The sequence below is a fragment of the Pseudoduganella sp. UC29_106 genome (assembly GCF_044055365.1).
Lineage (GTDB): Bacteria > Pseudomonadota > Gammaproteobacteria > Burkholderiales > Burkholderiaceae_D > Rugamonas.
The window spans coordinates 3,776,223-3,793,598 of sequence record NZ_CP171977.1 but is presented as its reverse complement, the minus strand read 5'-3'; the positions used below and the strand labels follow the sequence as shown (position 1 = coordinate 3,793,598).

The 17,376-nt window shown below is 63.0% G+C and carries 14 protein-coding genes; 10 read left to right on the top strand and 4 right to left on the bottom strand.

All coding sequences use genetic code 11. The features are described 5' to 3' along the window. Positions 1-20: 20 nt before the first annotated feature. The 9 genes from ACHMW6_RS19075 to ACHMW6_RS19035 all read left to right on the top strand — a co-directional run bounded on the left by ACHMW6_RS19075 (position 21) and on the right by ACHMW6_RS19035 (position 11,751). The gene (locus tag ACHMW6_RS19075) at positions 21-695 is read left to right on the top strand and encodes a response regulator transcription factor (RefSeq protein ID WP_395398962.1); all 675 of its coding nucleotides are present in this window, start codon (positions 21-23) and stop codon (positions 693-695) included. Beyond that, positions 688-2,028, top strand: coding sequence for a sensor histidine kinase (locus ACHMW6_RS19070; protein WP_395398960.1), 1,341 nt, complete (start codon positions 688-690; stop codon positions 2,026-2,028). The genes ACHMW6_RS19075 and ACHMW6_RS19070 overlap by 8 nt, the downstream gene beginning before the upstream one ends. 164 nt (positions 2,029-2,192) lie before the next feature. After that, positions 2,193-2,618, top strand: coding sequence for a type IV pilin protein (locus ACHMW6_RS19065; protein ID WP_395398958.1), 426 nt, complete (start codon positions 2,193-2,195; stop codon positions 2,616-2,618). Continuing rightward, the gene (locus ACHMW6_RS19060) at positions 2,606-3,232 is read left to right on the top strand and encodes a Tfp pilus assembly protein FimT/FimU (RefSeq protein WP_395398956.1); all 627 of its coding nucleotides are present in this window, start codon (positions 2,606-2,608) and stop codon (positions 3,230-3,232) included. Before ACHMW6_RS19065 ends, ACHMW6_RS19060 begins: the two co-directional genes overlap by 13 nt. Continuing rightward, the gene (locus ACHMW6_RS19055; protein ID WP_395398954.1) at positions 3,229-3,648 is read left to right on the top strand and encodes a prepilin-type N-terminal cleavage/methylation domain-containing protein; all 420 of its coding nucleotides are present in this window, start codon (positions 3,229-3,231) and stop codon (positions 3,646-3,648) included. Before ACHMW6_RS19060 ends, ACHMW6_RS19055 begins: the two co-directional genes overlap by 4 nt. Before the next feature lie 5 nt (positions 3,649-3,653). Continuing rightward, complete coding sequence (locus ACHMW6_RS19050) at positions 3,654-4,823, top strand: PilW family protein (protein ID WP_395398952.1); 1,170 nt, start codon at positions 3,654-3,656, stop codon at positions 4,821-4,823. After that, positions 4,820-5,404 (top strand): hypothetical protein, encoded by a 585-nt coding sequence (locus tag ACHMW6_RS19045; RefSeq protein ID WP_395398950.1) that lies wholly within the window; start codon positions 4,820-4,822, stop codon positions 5,402-5,404. The genes ACHMW6_RS19050 and ACHMW6_RS19045 overlap by 4 nt, the downstream gene beginning before the upstream one ends. A 27-nt stretch (positions 5,405-5,431) precedes the next feature. Continuing rightward, positions 5,432-10,057: a PilC/PilY family type IV pilus protein gene (locus ACHMW6_RS19040; RefSeq protein ID WP_395398948.1), complete on the top strand. Its 4,626-nt coding sequence runs from the start codon at positions 5,432-5,434 to the stop codon at positions 10,055-10,057. Positions 10,058-10,098: 41 nt separating this feature from the next. Continuing rightward, positions 10,099-11,751, top strand: a complete 1,653-nt coding sequence (locus ACHMW6_RS19035) for a peptide chain release factor 3 (RefSeq protein WP_395398946.1) — start codon at positions 10,099-10,101, stop codon at positions 11,749-11,751. 65 nt (positions 11,752-11,816) lie between these two features. Here ACHMW6_RS19035 and ACHMW6_RS19030 read toward each other — a convergent pair whose 3' ends face one another. Genes ACHMW6_RS19030 through ACHMW6_RS19015 form a run of 4 tightly spaced genes read right to left on the bottom strand, consistent with a single transcriptional unit; the run spans position 11,817 to position 15,859 of the window. Next, entirely contained in the window at positions 11,817-12,206 is a 390-nt protein-coding gene (locus tag ACHMW6_RS19030) for a cupin domain-containing protein (RefSeq protein WP_395398944.1), read from the bottom strand. 6 nt (positions 12,207-12,212) lie between these two features. After that, positions 12,213-12,605 carry a hypothetical protein gene (locus ACHMW6_RS19025; RefSeq protein ID WP_395398942.1) on the bottom strand — a complete coding sequence of 131 codons (393 nt, stop codon included), beginning with the start codon at positions 12,603-12,605 and terminating at the stop codon, positions 12,213-12,215. Positions 12,606-12,615: 10 nt separating this feature from the next. Beyond that, a complete protein-coding gene (locus tag ACHMW6_RS19020) occupies positions 12,616-13,662 on the bottom strand; it encodes a hypothetical protein (RefSeq protein ID WP_395398940.1) in 1,047 nt (348 codons plus the stop codon). After that, positions 13,646-15,859, bottom strand: coding sequence for a transcriptional regulator (locus tag ACHMW6_RS19015; protein ID WP_395398938.1), 2,214 nt, complete (start codon positions 15,857-15,859; stop codon positions 13,646-13,648). Before ACHMW6_RS19015 ends, ACHMW6_RS19020 begins: the two co-directional genes overlap by 17 nt. Positions 15,860-16,138: 279 nt before the next feature. Between ACHMW6_RS19015 and ACHMW6_RS19010 the strand changes: the two genes are divergently transcribed. After that, positions 16,139-17,374 carry a hypothetical protein gene (locus ACHMW6_RS19010; RefSeq protein ID WP_395398936.1) on the top strand — a complete coding sequence of 412 codons (1,236 nt, stop codon included), beginning with the start codon at positions 16,139-16,141 and terminating at the stop codon, positions 17,372-17,374. Positions 17,375-17,376 lie beyond the last annotated feature (2 nt).

Below are 17,376 nucleotides of genomic sequence, written 5' to 3'. Positions count from 1 at the left end.
TGAACTCAAGGCATGCCCCAATGCACGTAATACTGGTGGAAGACGATGCCGTGCTGGCCGACGGCCTGGCGCGGGTGCTGCAGGGCCACGGCATGGCCGTCGACGTGCTGCGCAACGGCAGCGAAGCGGACCTGGCGTTGCAGCGCCCCGATGCGGCCGACGTAGCCGTACTCGATATCGGCCTGCCGGGCATTGATGGTTTCGAAGTGGTGCGCCGCCTGCGGGCGCGCGGCAGCCAGTTGCCCGTGCTCCTGCTGACGGCGCGCGATGCCGTTGAAGACCGCGTGCGCGGCCTCGAAACGGGGGCGGACGATTACCTTGTCAAACCTTTTGCCACGCCCGAACTGGTGGCGCGCGTGCGCGCACTGGCGCGGCGCAATGCGCCCAAGCCTTCCGTGCTGGCGATCGGCGACCTGGTGCTGGATACCGGCGCCAAGCGCGCCCGCGTGCGCGACAAGGTGATCGACCTTTCCGTGCGCGAGTGGGCCGTGCTCGAATACCTGCTGCAGCACGTCTCGCGCGTGGTCAGCAAACAGCAGATCATCGACGCCATCCTGCCCTGGGGCGAAGATGTGACGCCGAATGCCGTCGAAGTCTATATCTCCCGCGTGCGCCAGAAAACCGCCGATGCGGGCATCACCATCAAGACGATCCGCGGCTTCGGCTACATGCTGGAACCTGCCAGCCATGCCTAGCATCCGGCTGCGGCTGCTCAAGTGGCTGATCGGCCCCATCCTGCTGCTGAATCTGGCAGGTGGCGCGCTGGTCTATGGCCTGGCCTGGCTGCCGGCCCAGATGGCGTTTGACCAGAGTCTGGCGGACGCGGCCAGCGCCCTAGGCGCGCGCCTGCAGCTGCGCGGCGAGCGGCTGGAAGTAGACTTGCCGCGCCAGGCCGAACAGGTGCTGCGCAATGACGATACCGATGCCGTCTATTTTGCCGTGCGCGATGCGGGCGGCAGGCTGGTGGCGGGCGACGCGCAGCTGCCGCCGCAAGCGGCCCGCTCCACGCCGCAAGGCTTCGACAGCGAAATTAATGGCGAGCCGGTGCGCATGGTATCGGTCGCCGAGTCGGTAGGTGGGCAGCGCGCCACCATCATGGTCGCCAAGACCCTGCGCAAGCGCACCCAGACCCGCGCCGCCATCGTGCGCGCCATGCTGCCGCTGGCGGCGCTGCTGACGCTGGCTTCCGCCGGGCTGGCCTGGTTTGCCGTCACGCGCGGCCTGCAGCCCCTGCAGCGCCTGCGGGCCGATATCAAGGCCCGTGCGGCCGATGATGTGTCGCCGATTCCGCCGGCCGACGTGCCGCAGGAACTGGCGCCCGTAGTGAGCGCTTTCAATGGACTGCTGGACCGGGTGCAGGAAGGCGCGAAATCGCAGCAGGACTTTCTCGCCAATGTCGCGCATCAGCTGCGCACGCCGCTGGCGGGATTGCGCACCCAGCTCGAATGGCTGGAGCAGCATCACAGCTCGCCCGCCACCGCGCATTCGCTGGACCTGATGCTGTCCTCCACCGAACGCATGATCCGCCAGGTCAACCAGCTGCTGGCGCTGGCGCGCGCCGAGCCTGCGCATTTCGAGAAGCGGCGGCTGGAGCCGCTGTCGCTGGACCAGCTGGTGGGCGAATCGATCCAGCATTTCGTCGAGCAGGCCGGGCGCAAGGAGATCGACCTCGGTTTCGAGCTGCAGCCCACCAGGGTGCGCGGCGACCGCTTTCTGCTGCGCGACCTGATCGACAACCTGGTCGACAATGCGCTGCGTTATACGCCGCCGCATGGCACGGTGACCGTGTCCTGCTTCCCGCACAAGGGCGGCGGTTTGCTGACGGTGGAAGATTCCGGGCCCGGCATCCCGCCGGCCAAGCGCGAGGCCGTGTTCAGCCGCTTTGTGCGGCTGGATGAAAAGACCACAGGCAGCGGCCTGGGGCTGGCGATCGTGCGGGATATCGCTTCCGCTCACGGCGGCAGCGTCAATGTGGATGCCGCCCCGGGCGGCGAGGGCGCGCTGTTCACCGTCCGCTTCCCTTCTTAGAACCCAAGGCGTAACCCTAGTGTCAGGCACGACGTGCCTGACACTTGCATCTGCCGTGGGGGTAAAAAAAGTGACATTGTCAGCCTTTTGTCAGGGTTTCCTCAGGGAAATGCAAGCTTCGCTGGCTAGACTACGCTCATCAAAGTCCAGCCCGGAGCAAAAGGATGAAACGCGCACAACAAGGTTTTACGCTGATAGAAGTGATGATCACGGTGGCCATTGTGGCCATTCTGTCGGCGGTGGCGATCCCGGCCTATACCGACTACGTCACGCGCGGCCGCCTGACGGAAGCGTTCACCGGCCTGGGCGGCGCGCAGGCGGCGGCCGAGCAGTTCTGGGCCAATAACCGCACCTACGCCGGCTTCGGTTTGAGCGCCAGCTTCCCGCGCAACAGCAGCAATTTCACGTACGCGATCGCCAACGACACCGCCTCCGGCTACACCATCACGGCCACCGGCATCGGCAAGATGAATGGCTTTGTCTACACGATCGACCAGAGCGGCACCCGCAAGACCACCGGCAGCCCCACCGGCTGGGGCACCAACACCAACTGCTGGGTGGACAAGAAGGGCGGCGCATGTTCCAACTAAGGGCACAGCGCGGCTTCACCGTCACCGAGCTGATGATCGGCGTGGCCATTCTCGGCCTGCTGCTCGCGGTCGGCATCCCGTCGATGGGACAGTGGATGGTGGCCAACAAGGCGCGCGGCGCGTCCGAATTCTATGCGGAGGGCCTCAGCATGGCGCGCCGCCAGGCCGTGAACCATAATGCGCGCAGCCGTTTCGTGCTGACCCCGAATGCCACCAATGGCCAGATGGACTGGCAGGTCGATATCTGCTTCCCGACCGCGACCGTGCAATGCAATGCCGACACCGGTGTCTGGTCCACCACGGCCGCCATCGCCACCGGCGATCCGGAAGGCGCCAACGGCTTCAAGTCCGTATTCCGTTCGGCCGACCGCCTGCCGACGACGGACGTGATCTCTCCGGTGCTGGAACCTGAAGGCACGACCACGGTCTATTTCACCGAGGTGGGTTGGGTGGACACCACCGACCCCGACCGCATGCGCCGCATCCGCCTCAACCCGAATGCCCGCTACCAGGGCGACGTTCCCACTGTGGCGCTCGCTATCTCGCTGGCCGGCATGGCATCCAAATGCGACCCCACCAAGACCGGTACCGATTCGAGGGCCTGCCCACCATGAAAAAGCCATTGCGTACGACCAAGCAGCAGCAGGGTGTAGCCCTGCTGGAAGCCCTGATCGCCGCTGTCATCCTCGCGATTGGCCTGCTGGGCACGGTGGGCCTGCAGGCGCGTTCCTATGCCGCCATCTCCGACGCGGGCCAGCGTGCGGAAGCGACCCTGGCGGCCGAGGAGCTGCTGGGCATCATGAACAATGACCAGGCCAATATCGCGGCCTATGCCGTCGCCGAGAACGCCACGCCGCCGGCCGCGCTGGCACCCTGGGCCACCAAGACCAATGGCCGCATTCCAGGCGCCAAATACAGTGTGGTGGTCACGCCCGGCGCGGTAGGCGCCCGCGTCGATGTCACGATCCGCTGGACGCGCCGGCAGGGCGACCAGCAGAACCAGCACCTGGTCACCTCCTACATCATGTGAGCACCATGCGCCTTTCCTACACCATTCGCCGCGCACGCGGCTTCTCCCTGATCGAACTGATGGTCGCCGTCGTGGTGGGCATGCTGGCGGTGATCTTTGCCACGCGCTTGCTGGTGACGTCCGAACAGCAAAAGTCCGCAGCGGTCGGCGGCTCGGACAGCATGCAGAACGGCATGCTGGCCATGTTCCAGATTAATACCGATGCGGCGCAGGCAGGGTGGGGCATCAATGATGCGCTGGTCAACGGCTGCAACACGGTGATGTCGGATACCGATGGCTTCCAGCTGACCCAGGCCACGCGCGGCGGCGCCAACATCACGCCGCTGGCGCCCATCGTCATCCAGAGCAATGCCACGCGCTCGGACGTGATCAGCATCTATTCGGGCAGCGCCATCAGCGGCGTGGGCAATGTGGGCGTGGGCGCGGCCTACACGGGTGGCTCCTCGATCACCATCAACGTCAACACGCCGTTCAACTTCCTGCAGGGTGACGTGCTGCTGGTGGCGCCGGAGCCGGCCGGCGGCAACTGCAGCCTGGCCCAGCTCGACGCCACGCCCACCACCAATGTGCTGGGCTTCGTCAACAACGCCAGCTTCCGCTTCAATTCCGGCTCCCTGCAGGGCGGCAATTACCAGTCGGGCCAGGCCCGCGTGTTCAACCTGGGGCAGCCGCAGAAACTGGCCTTCCACACCTGGTCCGTGACCAACGGCGTGCTGATGCTGCGCGCGACCGACCTGGCGGGCACCGCGCGCAATCCGCAGTCGGTGATCGACAATGTGGTGGCCATCAAGGCCCAGTACGGATTTGACACGCGCCTGCCGGCCGCCGTGATTGCCGATCCGCGTCCACAAGTGACGCAATGGAGCGCCACCATGGTCGATGCCGACAACGACGGCCTGGTGGGCGGCGCCAGCGATTACCAGCGCATCGCCGGCATCCGGCTGGCTGTCATTGCCCGTAGCAGCGTGGCGGAAAAGCCCGATCCCACTTCCGGCCAGTGCACCGCCACTACCGCGGGCCTCCAAGTGTTTGCCGGCGCCGCGCCCGCCGGCGTGGCCGCCGTGCCGGTCACCGTGGCGCTCGATGTGGCCAATGACCCGATCAGCTGGACCTGCTATCGCTACCGCGCTTTTGAAACCATCGTCCCGATCCGCAATTCGGGGTGGAGACCATGATGCAGTACCGTTCCCGCTTCCAGGCCGGCGTGGCCATGCCGGTCATGATGATCATCCTGGTCGTCATGATGGTCAGCAGTATCTTCCTGCTGCGCTCCAGCACTTCGACCACGCTGACCACGGCCAACCTGGCCTATGAATCGGCGCTGAGCAAGGCGGCCGACCTCGGCATCAATACGGCCTACCAGTATCTCAGCACCGTTCCCAACCGCAATATGCTGTGGAACGACGACGCCCCCAATGGCTACGTGGCCACGATGGCGGTCGGCGCCACCCAGGGCGTCAGCAATCCCGCCTTCTGGAATGGCTCGCGCACCCTGGTCGACAACGCCGGCAACCGCATCGAATACGTGATTCACCGGCTGTGCGCCTTCACCGGTCCGTTCACTGCACCGAATAATTGCGCCACCACGGCAGCCAAGCAGAATGTGGCGGCCAAGACGCCGATCGGCTCTTCGCTGTCGACCTCGTCCCAGGTCTTCCAGGGCTCGCCGCAATTGCACTATGTAATCACCGCACGCATCGCCGGCGCGCGCGGTGGCAATGTCATGAATCAGGCAGTAGTAATGATGGGGCCGTAAGGCGCCGCGACCACGATGGATACCAATATGAACAAAATCTTGAGCAAGCTGGCGGCGCCCATCGCCGCGCTGGCACTGGCCGTCCTGCCTGCGGCCACCTTTGCCGCTCCCACCAATATCGCCCAGGTGCCGCTGCTGAATATCTCTGGCACCGGCTCGGTGAAGCCGAACCTGATGCTGTTGTTCGATAACTCCGGCTCGATGGAGCAGACGTATACGCCGGACTACATCAACGACAATATCTGCCGCTCCCGGGCCACGCTGGCGCTGGGCGTTACCGGTTGCAATGTCGGCCATCCGCCGTTCATGAGCTCCGACTTCAACCGCCAGTACTACAACCCGGCCATCCGCTACCAGCCGCCGGTGTATTGGGACGGCAGCTCCTATCCGGAGAAGAACGCCACCAACACCACCAACTGGACCAGTGTCGTCAGCGATGGCTTCGGCAAGCAGAACACCAATTTGTATGGCAACAGCGACACCGCCATCAACCTCACCACCGAGTTCCCGGACCTGAAGTGGTGCGATCCAAGCAACTCGTCCAGCTGCCGGACCAATACCAGCTACAGCTATCCGGACAACACGTTTTACAACGCGACCCAGATTTCGACCCAGCCTTACTACTATGTGATCAATGTCTCCGAGTACTGCACGGATGACTCGATGACCCGCTGCCAGTCGGTGGCCATTGGCGGCGCCGCACCTAGCGGCTATCCGGTGCCGGCCAAGATCCGCTGGTGCAATTCCACTTCGCTGATGAACTGCCAGGCCAAGCACGTTGGCGCCTACATCTATCCGAAGTATTCCACGCCGGCCGGCGCTTCCGTCGCCTATGGCACGCTCACGATCGGCCAGTCCTACGGCGCCAGCGCGCTGAGCGTGACCTCGGTATCCATCACGGACCCGCTGACCAATACTTCAAAAGTCATCACGAACGGCACCGTCAGTGCACCGACCGGCACTGATACCGCGATCAAGCAGCAGACCCTGGCGACCGCGCTGGCCGCCAGCATCAACGCCAATACCACGCTTGGCACCGATGCCTACTGGGCATGCGTGAAGACCCCGATCAGCGGCTACGGCGTAACTGCCTGCTCGGCCTCGCCCTTCAACCTGACGCTGACGGCCGATAACGTCGTGGCGGTGATCCCGATTAACTGCCCGACCAGCACCAAGAATATGTCGGCCTGCACGGCGATCAATGACAGCAGCAATAACCCGCGCGCGGGCTGGACGCTGTCGGCCGTCACCCCCAGCACTACTCCAGCCGGTTCGAGCACGAACCGTCCCACGGCCATCATCCAGGTGCCAAGCGGCAAGGCGAGCAAGGACGGTACCGTGGACGGTGTGAAGCTCGGTTCTTCGACGGTTGGCAATTCCTTCACGATTACCAAGAACAGCACGGACAATAACGACCTCGTCGCCAAAATTGTCAGCGCCATCGGCACCGGCAATACGGTGAAGGCCTACACCGGCGGCAACTCGGTCACGCCGCGCTGCGCGCTGGAGCCCACGACCTCTGTTTGTATCGTTGATAACGGCTCGCTGTCGAGCGGCGCGGTACCTTCGTTCACCAGTTCGCCCACCGGCCTGGGCGGCTATACGATCAACTTTATCGCTGCCGCCCCGGCTCAGGACCTGGTGCCGATCACCACGATTCCTTTGTCCAGCGGCGCCAGCGCGCCGAGCGCTTTCTCGCGCGTGAATATCGTCTCCGGCCAGACCTATCCGAAAGGCCTGAACCGCAGCGACTGCGTGGCGCAGGCTGGCGTGTGCACCTACAACGAGGAAATGACCAACTTCGCGAACTGGTACTCGTATTACAAAACCCGTTTGCAAATGATGAAGACTTCGGTGGGCATCGCTTTCTCGGCCGTCACGGGCAATTATCGCGTTGGCTATTCGCGCCTGTCCCTGCTGGGCGCTGGCGGCGCTGTTGACCAGAAGCCGAAGGACTTCACCGGTACCAACCGCTCCGACTGGTACACCTTCTTGTACAACACCACGACCAGCGGTTCCACGCCTACCCGTACCGCGATGGACAACGTGGGCCGCATGTTCGCCAACCTGGGCCCGTACAACTACCCGGCAGGCGAGGAAGTGGTGCAGTACCCGTGCCAGCAGAACTTCATGATCCTGACCACGGACGGCTACTGGAACGGCGCGTCGACCAATAACGTTGTCAACAACGATAATGTGGAGAGTACCAGCCGCTTCTGCACCAAGGCGCGCGGCTGCGTCGATACGCGCTCCCAGACCCAGCCCTCGATCTCGGACGTGGCCCTGCACTGGTACAACGGCGGTTCCTCGACCGGCACCGTGTCGCTGCGTCCCGGCCTGGAGCCGGATATGACCAAGCCTGGCCAGGTGCCGGCGCAGGCCGGCGAAAACACCCACCTGCACGTGAACACCTTCACCCTGGGCCTGGGCATGGACGGCGTGATGACCTATGACCCGAACTACGACACTTCGCCCAAGGCGAATGGCGACTTCTACAACCTGATCACCGGCGTGACCACGGGCTGCCCGTGGAATGGCGGCGGTGCTTATGTGTGGCCGAACCCGGACACCACCAACACCGGCAGCACCGTGCAGGAACGCGTGGACGACCTGTGGCACGCGGCCGTCAATGGCCACGGCCGCTACTTCAGCGCCAACCAGCCGAAGGAAGTCGTGGATGGCCTGAGCGCCGCGCTGGCCAAGATGCAGATCAGCCCTGGCGCCGCGGCAGCGGCGGCAACGTCCACCCCGAACATCACGCAGCAGGACAACGACATCTTTTCCGATACCTTCACCACCGTGAAATGGTATGGCGAACTGACGGCGCGCAAGCTCGATCCGACCACCGGCGATGTGGGCACCACGGCCGTCTGGACCAGCTCCAATATCGTAGGCAAGAAAGTCGGCGCCAGCACGGATACGCGCAATATCTACACTATCAACGATTCCGGCACGGTTGTCGCGTTCAAGTACGCCAATATGAGCGCGATGATGAAGGGCTGGTTCGACAATAAGTGCGCCTCGCTGGCCCAGTGCACGATGCTTGGCCTAACCGATCGCGCCATCGTCAACAGCGGTGACAACCTGGTGAACTGGCTGCGCGGCCAGCAACAATATTCGGACGACACCCGCTTCCGTGCCTATACGATGACGCCGAACACACCGCCCGGCGCCACCGGCCCGATCCCGATCGTGTTGGGCGACATCGCGTCGTCCAAGCCGGCCTATGTGCGCGAACCGCGCAAGAATTACACGGAAGCCAGCTACCAGACCTTCAAAACGGCTAAGGCGGGCCGCAAGCCCATCGTGTACACCGCAGCCAATGACGGCATGCTGCATGCATTCGATGCCGCCACTGGCGAAGAGCTGATGGCCTACGTGCCGCGCATTACGATGAAGAAGCTGTGGCAGCTGGCCAGCACGACCTACGGCACCAACCATATCTTCACCACCGATGGTTCGCCCGAAGTGGCGGATGTGCAGATTGGCGGCAACTGGCGCACCATGCTGGTTGCTGGCCTGAACGGCGGCGGCCGTGGCTACTATGCGCTGGACGTGACGGACGAACCCACCGCGACCGGCACTCCGACCGTGAAATGGGAATTGTGTGCCGATCCGGCCATCTGCTCGAACAGCGACCCGGATATCGGTCTTACTTTCGGCAATCCGCAATTCGGCAAATGGCAGGGCAAGTGGGTGGTGTTCATCACCTCCGGCTACAACAATGTCCCGGGCGTGGACGGCGTCAACAGCGGCAACGGCCAGGGCTATCTCTTCATCGTGGACGTGGCCACCGGCCAGATCCTGAAGAAAGTCGGGACGGGCTCCGGCGACGCGGCCACGCCATCAGGCTTTGCCAAGATCACGGCCATCACGGAAGATCCGAACACCGACCCGGTGGTGACCTACATCTACGGCGGTGACAACCTCGGCCAGATGTGGCGCTTCGACCTGACCGATACCTCGTCCACCAATGTGGGCGTGCTGAAGCTGGGCGATGCCGGCACGACCCAGCCGATCACGGCCCGTCCGGACGTGACCCTGTGCGCGGTCAAGCAGCCGAACGGCAGCCTGCAGGCGCAGCGCGTGGTGTTGTTCGGCACCGGCCGCCTGCTGGACGTGCCGGATACCACCAACACCGATATCCAGAGCCTCTATTTGGTCAAGGATACCGGCGTGGCCGTCAATATCCGCGGCACGGGCATGGTTGAGCAGGTGCTGTCCGCTACCGGCTCGAATACCCAGGTCTTCACCAGCACCAACAAGCCGGTCGACTTGCGCACGCAGAACGGTTGGTTCTTCGACTGGAAACTGACGGCCGGTGAGCGTATGAACCTGGATCCGCAGATCGTCAGCGGTGTGGCGGGCGTGGTCACCAACATCCCGAGCTCCTCGTCCGCCTGTTCGGTGGGCGGCACCAGTAACTTGTACGCGCTGGATGTCTGCACTGGTAATGGCGTGAATGACAACGTGGTGGGCGGTACGCTGTCCAACACCTCGGCAGCGGTGGGTTACATCATCATCCGTCTGCCGGGCGGCGAGAAGAAGATCATTACCACCACGGCAAAAGGCGACATGCTGAAGGATAACTTCCCGGATGGCGATGCCGAGCCGGCCCACCCCGTCGGATGGCGCCGCGTGAAGGGGGATTGAGGTAAAATAGCGGGTTTTCCCGCTTTGCCTCACCCCCGAACATGACCGACGAAACCGCAGTTGATCAGAATGAAAGCGCTGCCTCCAGCAGCAAGACGCCCGCGCTGATTGCGAAGGAGGTGCAGCGCCGCCGCACCTTCGGCATCATTTCCCACCCGGACGCGGGTAAAACCACGCTGACCGAAAAGCTGCTGCTGTTCTCGGGCGCGATCCAGATGGCCGGCACCGTGAAGGCGCGCAAGAGCGCGCGCCACGCCACGTCCGACTGGATGGAGATCGAAAAGCAGCGCGGCATTTCCGTGGCTTCGTCGGTGATGCAGTTCGATTTCCGCGATCACATCATCAACCTGCTCGACACCCCCGGCCACCAGGACTTCTCCGAAGACACCTATCGCGTGCTGACCGCCGTCGACTCCGGCCTGATGGTGATCGACGCCGCAAAAGGCGTTGAAGCGCAGACCATCAAGCTGCTGGACGTTTGCCGCATGCGCAACACGCCCATCGTCACCTTCATGAACAAGCTGGACCGCGAATGTCGCGATCCGCTGGAACTGTTGGACGAAGTCGAGTCCGTGCTGAAGATCCAGTGCGCGCCGGTGACCTGGCCGATTGGCATGGGCAAGAACTTCCGCGGCGTGTACCACCTGCTGCGCGATGAAGTGCTGCTGTTCCGCGCCGGCGAGGAAAGCGCCAGCCAGACCTTCGAAGTGGTGAAGGGCATCGACAATCCCAAGCTGCAGGAAATGTTCCCGCAGGAGATGGACCAGCTGCGCATGGAAGTGGAACTGGTGCATGGCGCCTCCCATCCCTTCAAGCTGGAAGACTTCCTGGCCGGTGTGCAGACGCCGGTGTTCTTCGGCTCCGCGATCAACAACTTCGGCGTGCGCGAAATCCTGTCCGCCCTGGTGGATTGGGCGCCTGCGCCGGGCAGCCGCGACGCCTCTGTGCGCACCGTGCAGCCGACCGAAACGCCGTTCTCCGGCTTCGTGTTCAAGATCCAGGCCAATATGGACCCGGCCCACCGCGACCGTATCGCCTTCCTGCGCGTCTGCTCCGGTCGTTTCGAGCGCGGCATGAAGATCAAGCACCTGCGCCTGGGGCGCGAGGTGAAGGTATCGTCCGTGGTGACGTTCATGGCGTCTTCACGCGAACAAGTGGAAGAGGCTTACGCAGGCGACATCATCGGCCTGCCGAACCACGGCAATATGCAGATCGGCGATTCCTTCTCCGAAGGCGAAATGCTGCAGTTCACCGGCATCCCGTACTTCGCGCCGGACTTCTTCCGCTCAGTGCGTATCCGCAACCCGCTGAAACTCAAGCAGCTGCAGAAAGGTTTGCAGCAGCTGGGCGAGGAGGGCGCTGTCCAGGTCTTCAAACCCGTTAGCGGCGGTGACGTCGTGCTGGGCGCAGTCGGCGTGCTGCAGTTTGAAGTGGTGGCGAGCCGCCTGATGAACGAATACGGCGTGGACGCCGTGTTCGAAGGCACCAGCATCAGCACCGCGCGCTGGGTCTCCAGCGACGACAAGAAAGCCCTGTCGGACTTCGAAGCGGCCCTCGGCCACAACGTCGCCTACGACGCAGCCGGCAACCTGGCCTACCTCGCCACTTCCGGCGTCAACCTGCGCCTCACGCAAGAGCGCTGGCCCAAGCTGACCTTCCACGCCACGCGCGAGCACGCCACCAAGCTCGATTAAATCCGCGGCCTAAAACAGGTGGCAGCCACATCGTGGCTGCCACCAGCTTCTGCCCTGGGTTTTAGTCACTTCGCCGGCGTCGCCAACGGCTTCCCCTTCTCGACGATATAGGTCCCAATCAACCTCATCGTCCCCGGTCCTGAGTTCCGCGCATCATGCACCTTCCCAGCCGGGATCACAAACGCCTCCCCAGCCTTCACCTTGCGCGGCGGTTCTCCATCGATCAGCAACTCCCCTTCACCCTCGAGAATGTAGCTGATCTCGTCCCCCGGATGCGAATGGCGTCCCGCCATCACCCCCGGTTCCAGTTCCACCTTCGCCACCACCGCCTCGCGGCCCTCGACCGATACATCCGCCCTGGTGACGACAGTCCGCTTGATGCCCTGAGCCTGAGCGACGCCCAGGCCCATTACCACTAACGCAGCCGCAGCTGCCAGCAATTGACGGGCATTCATGATAGATCAGGGCGGATCGTTACTAATTTCTGGATACAGACCACCCATTACACCCATCTTCGCAGCGGCAACCGCCAGCTTTTCGCCCTTCTTGCTTCCGTAAGTGAAGTCCAGGTGGAAGGTGTCGCGCTGGGTGTTCACGTCGCTAAGGGTGACGTGATTGCCGTGCCGGCTGATGGATGGCGTGCTCAATTGATCCTGATCTTCCGGATTGATGGACACGGAACGGATAATGACGTCGGCCGGCGCTTGTACCAGCTTGAAACTGAGAATGGTGTCATTATCGGTGACGGTGATTACCTTGGGCTCGTAACTCGCTTCATAGCTGCCGTCATCGAGCTTAGTTACCGTGATCTCGCAATGCTTGATAGGCGGATCTTCCTGCTTATTTTTATTCATCTTCTATCTTTCATCGAAGGTTGTTGGAAACGTACTGCCTGTAACGTGCTTCCCGATAGCCCATTGAATCGAGCTGCCGGATTTGATTGGCAACCAGCTTTCCGTCGCCAATGCAAATTTTGGCCCGTACTTGCAGGGCAAGCAGGGAATAGTCTGTGGTGTCGGTGAGCAAGGGGTGCAGCACATCCAATGCACGGTTGCAGTAGTCGATCATTGGTCCTTCCACGCCGGCGCGTTGGGCGATTTCAGCGCGTGCCAGCAGCGCGTCTGCCAGAATGGAGACGGCGGCGCTATCTGTCTTCGCCTTTGCATATTGCGCTTCCAAGGCTTGGATCACGCTCTCCATATTCTGCAGTGCTTCATTCTGGCGGCCGAGCTTTTGCAACAACGGCGTCTGGGCCTGCCTGAACTTGAGAGATTGGAAAGCAAGCGTGCTGTTCTTGGGATCGAGAGCGCTGAGTGCAGCCATCTTTTCGATAATAGCCTGCAGGCGCTGCAGCATCTCGCGTGGATCGCCAGTTTGCTCGAACAATTCGAATTGCCTGCCTTTCGCCGCATACAAGCGTGCTTGCCACTGGCGGTTGGTTGGATCGATGTCTACTAGCTTCTGCTGAACACTTTCAGCCGCTTCGAGTTTTTCGAGCGAATTGGTGCGCTGGCCCAAGGCTGCATAGAGCATGCCTTGGCGCATTAGTGCTAGTGCCAGGCGCGACGCCGCGTGCGCGTCTTTTTCATGATCTGGCTGTAGCAAGCGTTCTTCTTCACGGTAGAGGCGCATTGCTTCTTCCAGATGGCCTTGTTTGAGCTTGCTTTCCGCTAGCCAGGAGTAACCGTTGGCCAAGTCAGAGTGCAGGCCGGACTTATTGGGCTTCTGCGCCAGCACACGCTGCTTGAGTTGCAGGGAGAGTTCGAATTCTTTGCTGGCTTCCTGGTAGCGGCTGCGCTTCATGGCGATGACGCCTAGCGTGTTGTGTGCGTAGGATTGCTCCATCCATCCATCGGCATCGGTCGGATCCGCTGCGGCAAAGCGGTCGCTGAATTCACGGTACTCTTGCATCAGAGGCTCGGCTGAGTCGAGCTCGATTTTGCGACAAGTGGTATTGCCCCAGCAAAAAGGCGGTAATACCGTGCTCGCGCAGTAGCACGCGATCCTGGCCTGACCCCAGCTTGCGCATTATTTCCAGCCCCGTGGTCCAGGAGGCCCGGGCCTCATCCAGGCGGGACCGGCTCATATTCACTTCGCCGATGATGCGCAATGCCCGGGCCCTTTGGATCAGCGTCGCTTCACTTGCGTCGGAGTCTCCGGGTTTGCCCAGGTAATCCATTGCCTTCTTGCTGATGTCGTCCAGTAGGGCGAGCTTGCCGATTGGCCGCAGCTTTTCCACGAAGTCGCCGAGCATGTAGGTCATCAGGCCTTCGGCTTCGCTGCGGTTGTGCTCGGCGTCGCGCTGGGCGCTGCGGGCCATGAGGCCGAGGGTGGTGGCGAGGATGGCGAGGAGGGCGATAAGGCCGACCACGGCGTTGCGGATGCGCTCGCCAAGGCGGGCGCGGGCGATGGAGGCGCGGACGTATTCGGCTTCCAACGGCGCGAGGGAGAAGTCTTCGAGCGTCAGCAGCTCGGCTGCCTGGCTGACCTGGCTGCCGCGGGGGATGAGCAGGTCGCGGGCGCGGCGGGAGGCGACCCAGCGGGTGGCTTGCCCGCTGAGGCGGGTGCGCAGCTGGAGGGCGTGGCGGTAGCGCTCGATCCAGTCGGCCACGCGCGGCCAGCGGCGCAGCAGGGCTTCGTGGGCGACGCCGAAGCTGGGCACGTCGCCTGCCAGTTCGCTGACGAACAGGCGCGCTTCGACCATCGCGCGCACGAGCTCTTTCTCTGCATCGCTGCGCAGCAAGGACCAGGGGCTGCGGCGGGCAGTAACGGCGGCCTGCTCGTCGCCGATATTCACCAGCAGGGACAGTACATGGGGCAGTGCCGCCACCTGCTCAGGCTTGAGGGCGGCGACGACTTGCTCGGCACGAATGCCGATGGCGCCTTCGATGCCGCCCAGTTCATGGAAAGCATCGAAGCGCAGGACGCCATCATCGCTGCGCAAGCGGTAGAGCTCGTTCAGGCAGTATTGCAGCAGGGGCAGGGTGTCCGGACTGCCGCGGGCGGCATCGCACAGCACGTCATCCAGGCTGGCGCCGCTTTTTGCATCCTGCTCGAAAGTCAGTTGGGCGGCGCGGGCGGGCTGGCGGACGATCTGGGCGATGTCGGCGCCGTCGGGCGTGGTCAGGTCGTAGTGGCCGCCGCGCGCCTTGAGCGCCATCAGCGACGGCAGGGCGACGATGTCAGGATAGAAGTCGTTGCGGCAGGCCATCACGACCAGCATGCCGCCGCTGCGCGCCAGCGTTTCGAGCGCGTCCACGAAAGCGGTGCGCTCGGCCGCCGGGCTGCGGAAGATTGCCTCCAGCCGGTCGACGAATACGGCGATGCGTAGCTTGGGGCCGGCCCTGCTGGCGACGTCGGCGCCTACGCCGGCGGCATCCTGCGCCAGGCGTCGGCCGAGAGTGGCGGCGCTTTCGCCGTCGAACAGGGGCTGGTTATCCAGCTCGGCATCGAGCAGGGCGGCGGCCAGGCACTGGAACAGATTGCTTCCGCCGAGGTCGGCGCAATCAAGATAAGTGTTGCTGGATAGAACGATCGGTTCGTCCGGACGGGCGACGCCCTCGGTCAGTTGCGGCAGCAGGCCGGCGCGCACCAGGGATGTTTTGCCGGAACCGGAGGGGCCGAGCACGAGGGCCATCGCGCAGCCGGCCGCAGCCTGGGCAGTTGCAATTGCGCGCAAGTGTGCCGTGGCGGTGACGCGGCCAAAGAAGATGGCGGCGTGGTTTTCCTGAAAGGCTTCCAGGCCGCGGAATGGCGAGCCGCCTGTCCAGCCCACCGGCGCCGCCTCAGCAGCCTCGACCACGGTGGCGATGGCGCGGTAGCCGCGTTTGCGGATCGTTTCGATATATCGCGGATCGGTGCTGGAATCGCCGAGCGCGCGGCGCAACTGGGTGATGGCCTTGTGGACGGGGTTGTCGCCCAATTCATTGCTTCCCCAGCAAGCCTGCAGCAACTCTTCCGCCGGGATTACCGCCCCCGGATGGCGGCAGAGATAGCGCAGAACGGCCATCACTCGCGGCTCCAGCGCCGTGCGAACATTGCCGTCGCTGACCGCGTTGCCTGCCGGATCCACATCCCAGTCGCCGAAGCGAAAGCCCGTATTTCCCATACCGTTCACCACAATTGTTCTTTTTAATCAGTAGCTTAGGGAAACCTTCCGGACGCGAAGAAGAAATCTTCCGGTCCGGAAGAATTCCGGAAGGCATCGGAAGAAAGGCTTGTATAAAGTTCATCCCGTACCGTTCGGCAAATATTAACATTCCTGATAGCAAATATGTTCACTACTGAAGCTGCTTTTTTTGTTTCCGACGAAACAGTATCCGAATTGCCTGGGTTGATTGCCAAGTGGCAATCTTCCGGCCAATTGTTGAGCGCTGAACTTGTCAAAATGCAAAAGGATGGCAGCCTGCCCGACAACGTCGATGTGGACCAGCTCATGACGAAAGCAGGGATGGCGCTCGGCGGCGATGGCGTCGACCGCGTGCTGATCCAGCCCATCCGGGTGGACACCGACCCGGCAAATCCGGAGGCGGCGCGCGTGATTATCGAAGTGTTATCCGGCAACTTGCGTTTCCTGAATGGGTACGGGCCGAAGGGCCAGCTGCTGCGTCAGAACGTTGCTGGTTGGAAGATAGAGTTCGCCGCACGCATCAGCGACCGCGGCGGCCTGGCACTGGCGGAAGCGGAGGCGAATCCGGAACAGGGCCAGCTTTCATGCGACAACGTGTTGTTAAAGAACTACTTTGTCGCGGCGATGACTGAATGGTTGCGCGGCCAGGCCCAGAATGTGCTGGCGCGTACCGAAGGACGTTTCGCCGTGATCCCGCGCAATGAGTTCCTGCGCTGCTATCTGCGGCCCCTGTTGCTGGAACCGTTGCAGGTCCGGCTCGACGAACTGCCCGATTTCATCCATTCCCGCGAGGGGCTGGCGGGCGAACTGAAGGCATCGGAATGTCTGAACGAGAAGTCCGGCGTCGAAGCGACGCTGTACAACGGGGCGCGCGCGGAATTCGTGCCGACCAAGGCCGGCTGGCAGTATCGCGATCACGTACTGCTGCACTGGCAGGAAGCGAACCGCACGCTGCACGACCGGGAATCGGAGCAGGACGTGCACTGCACGCTGGCGCTGGCCACCCAACCGGGAGAGGATGGCCGCCCGCATGCGACGCTGGACATCATCTCCACGCTTACACGCTATGAATGGGACAGCGTGAAGCAGGAGCTGCCCGCGTCGCGGCAACGCACTTATATGGGCAAGGCGTGGGCACGGGCCACGCTGCAATGGTCGCTGCGGATTCAATGGCTGGCGGCCGCGGATGGCAGCATCCGCATGACGGTTCAAGAGCGCAAGGGCATGCCGCGCACAGACGCGGGCACCACGGGCATCTATGTGGTCTCTGATCCCTTGCCTCACCTGATTAATGTGCACCGCATTTGCCAGTGGTGGGAGAACCATTCCGCCAGCCTGGCGCCGGTGAGAAGCGAACTGGCCGAGCCCCTGGCTGCGGCTACCACGACCGTCTTCGAACGGATCGTGCAAGCGCTGGCGCCTGACGGCAACCGCCACTGCCGCGGCCTGCGCATCAATGAACGTGGCGACATCGAAATGGAATTGGGGGAGTAAGC

What these genes read in the sequence shown, in the direction of transcription:
- ACHMW6_RS19075 (WP_395398962.1), top strand. Translation starts at nt 21, where the DNA reads ATGCACGTAATACTGGTGGAAGACGATGCCGTGCTGGCCGACGGCCTG.
- ACHMW6_RS19070 (WP_395398960.1), top strand. Translation starts at nt 688, where the DNA reads ATGCCTAGCATCCGGCTGCGGCTGCTCAAGTGGCTGATCGGCCCCATC.
- ACHMW6_RS19065 (WP_395398958.1), top strand. Translation starts at nt 2,193, where the DNA reads ATGAAACGCGCACAACAAGGTTTTACGCTGATAGAAGTGATGATCACG.
- ACHMW6_RS19060 (WP_395398956.1), top strand. Translation starts at nt 2,606, where the DNA reads ATGTTCCAACTAAGGGCACAGCGCGGCTTCACCGTCACCGAGCTGATG.
- ACHMW6_RS19055 (WP_395398954.1), top strand. Translation starts at nt 3,229, where the DNA reads ATGAAAAAGCCATTGCGTACGACCAAGCAGCAGCAGGGTGTAGCCCTG.
- ACHMW6_RS19050 (WP_395398952.1), top strand. Translation starts at nt 3,654, where the DNA reads ATGCGCCTTTCCTACACCATTCGCCGCGCACGCGGCTTCTCCCTGATC.
- ACHMW6_RS19045 (WP_395398950.1), top strand. Translation starts at nt 4,820, where the DNA reads ATGATGCAGTACCGTTCCCGCTTCCAGGCCGGCGTGGCCATGCCGGTC.
- ACHMW6_RS19040 (WP_395398948.1), top strand. Translation starts at nt 5,432, where the DNA reads ATGAACAAAATCTTGAGCAAGCTGGCGGCGCCCATCGCCGCGCTGGCA.
- ACHMW6_RS19035 (WP_395398946.1), top strand. Translation starts at nt 10,099, where the DNA reads ATGACCGACGAAACCGCAGTTGATCAGAATGAAAGCGCTGCCTCCAGC.
- ACHMW6_RS19030 (WP_395398944.1), bottom strand. Translation starts at nt 12,206, where the DNA reads ATGAATGCCCGTCAATTGCTGGCAGCTGCGGCTGCGTTAGTGGTAATG.
- ACHMW6_RS19025 (WP_395398942.1), bottom strand. Translation starts at nt 12,605, where the DNA reads ATGAATAAAAATAAGCAGGAAGATCCGCCTATCAAGCATTGCGAGATC.
- ACHMW6_RS19020 (WP_395398940.1), bottom strand. Translation starts at nt 13,662, where the DNA reads ATGCAAGAGTACCGTGAATTCAGCGACCGCTTTGCCGCAGCGGATCCG.
- ACHMW6_RS19015 (WP_395398938.1), bottom strand. Translation starts at nt 15,859, where the DNA reads ATGGGAAATACGGGCTTTCGCTTCGGCGACTGGGATGTGGATCCGGCA.
- ACHMW6_RS19010 (WP_395398936.1), top strand. Translation starts at nt 16,139, where the DNA reads ATGCAAAAGGATGGCAGCCTGCCCGACAACGTCGATGTGGACCAGCTC.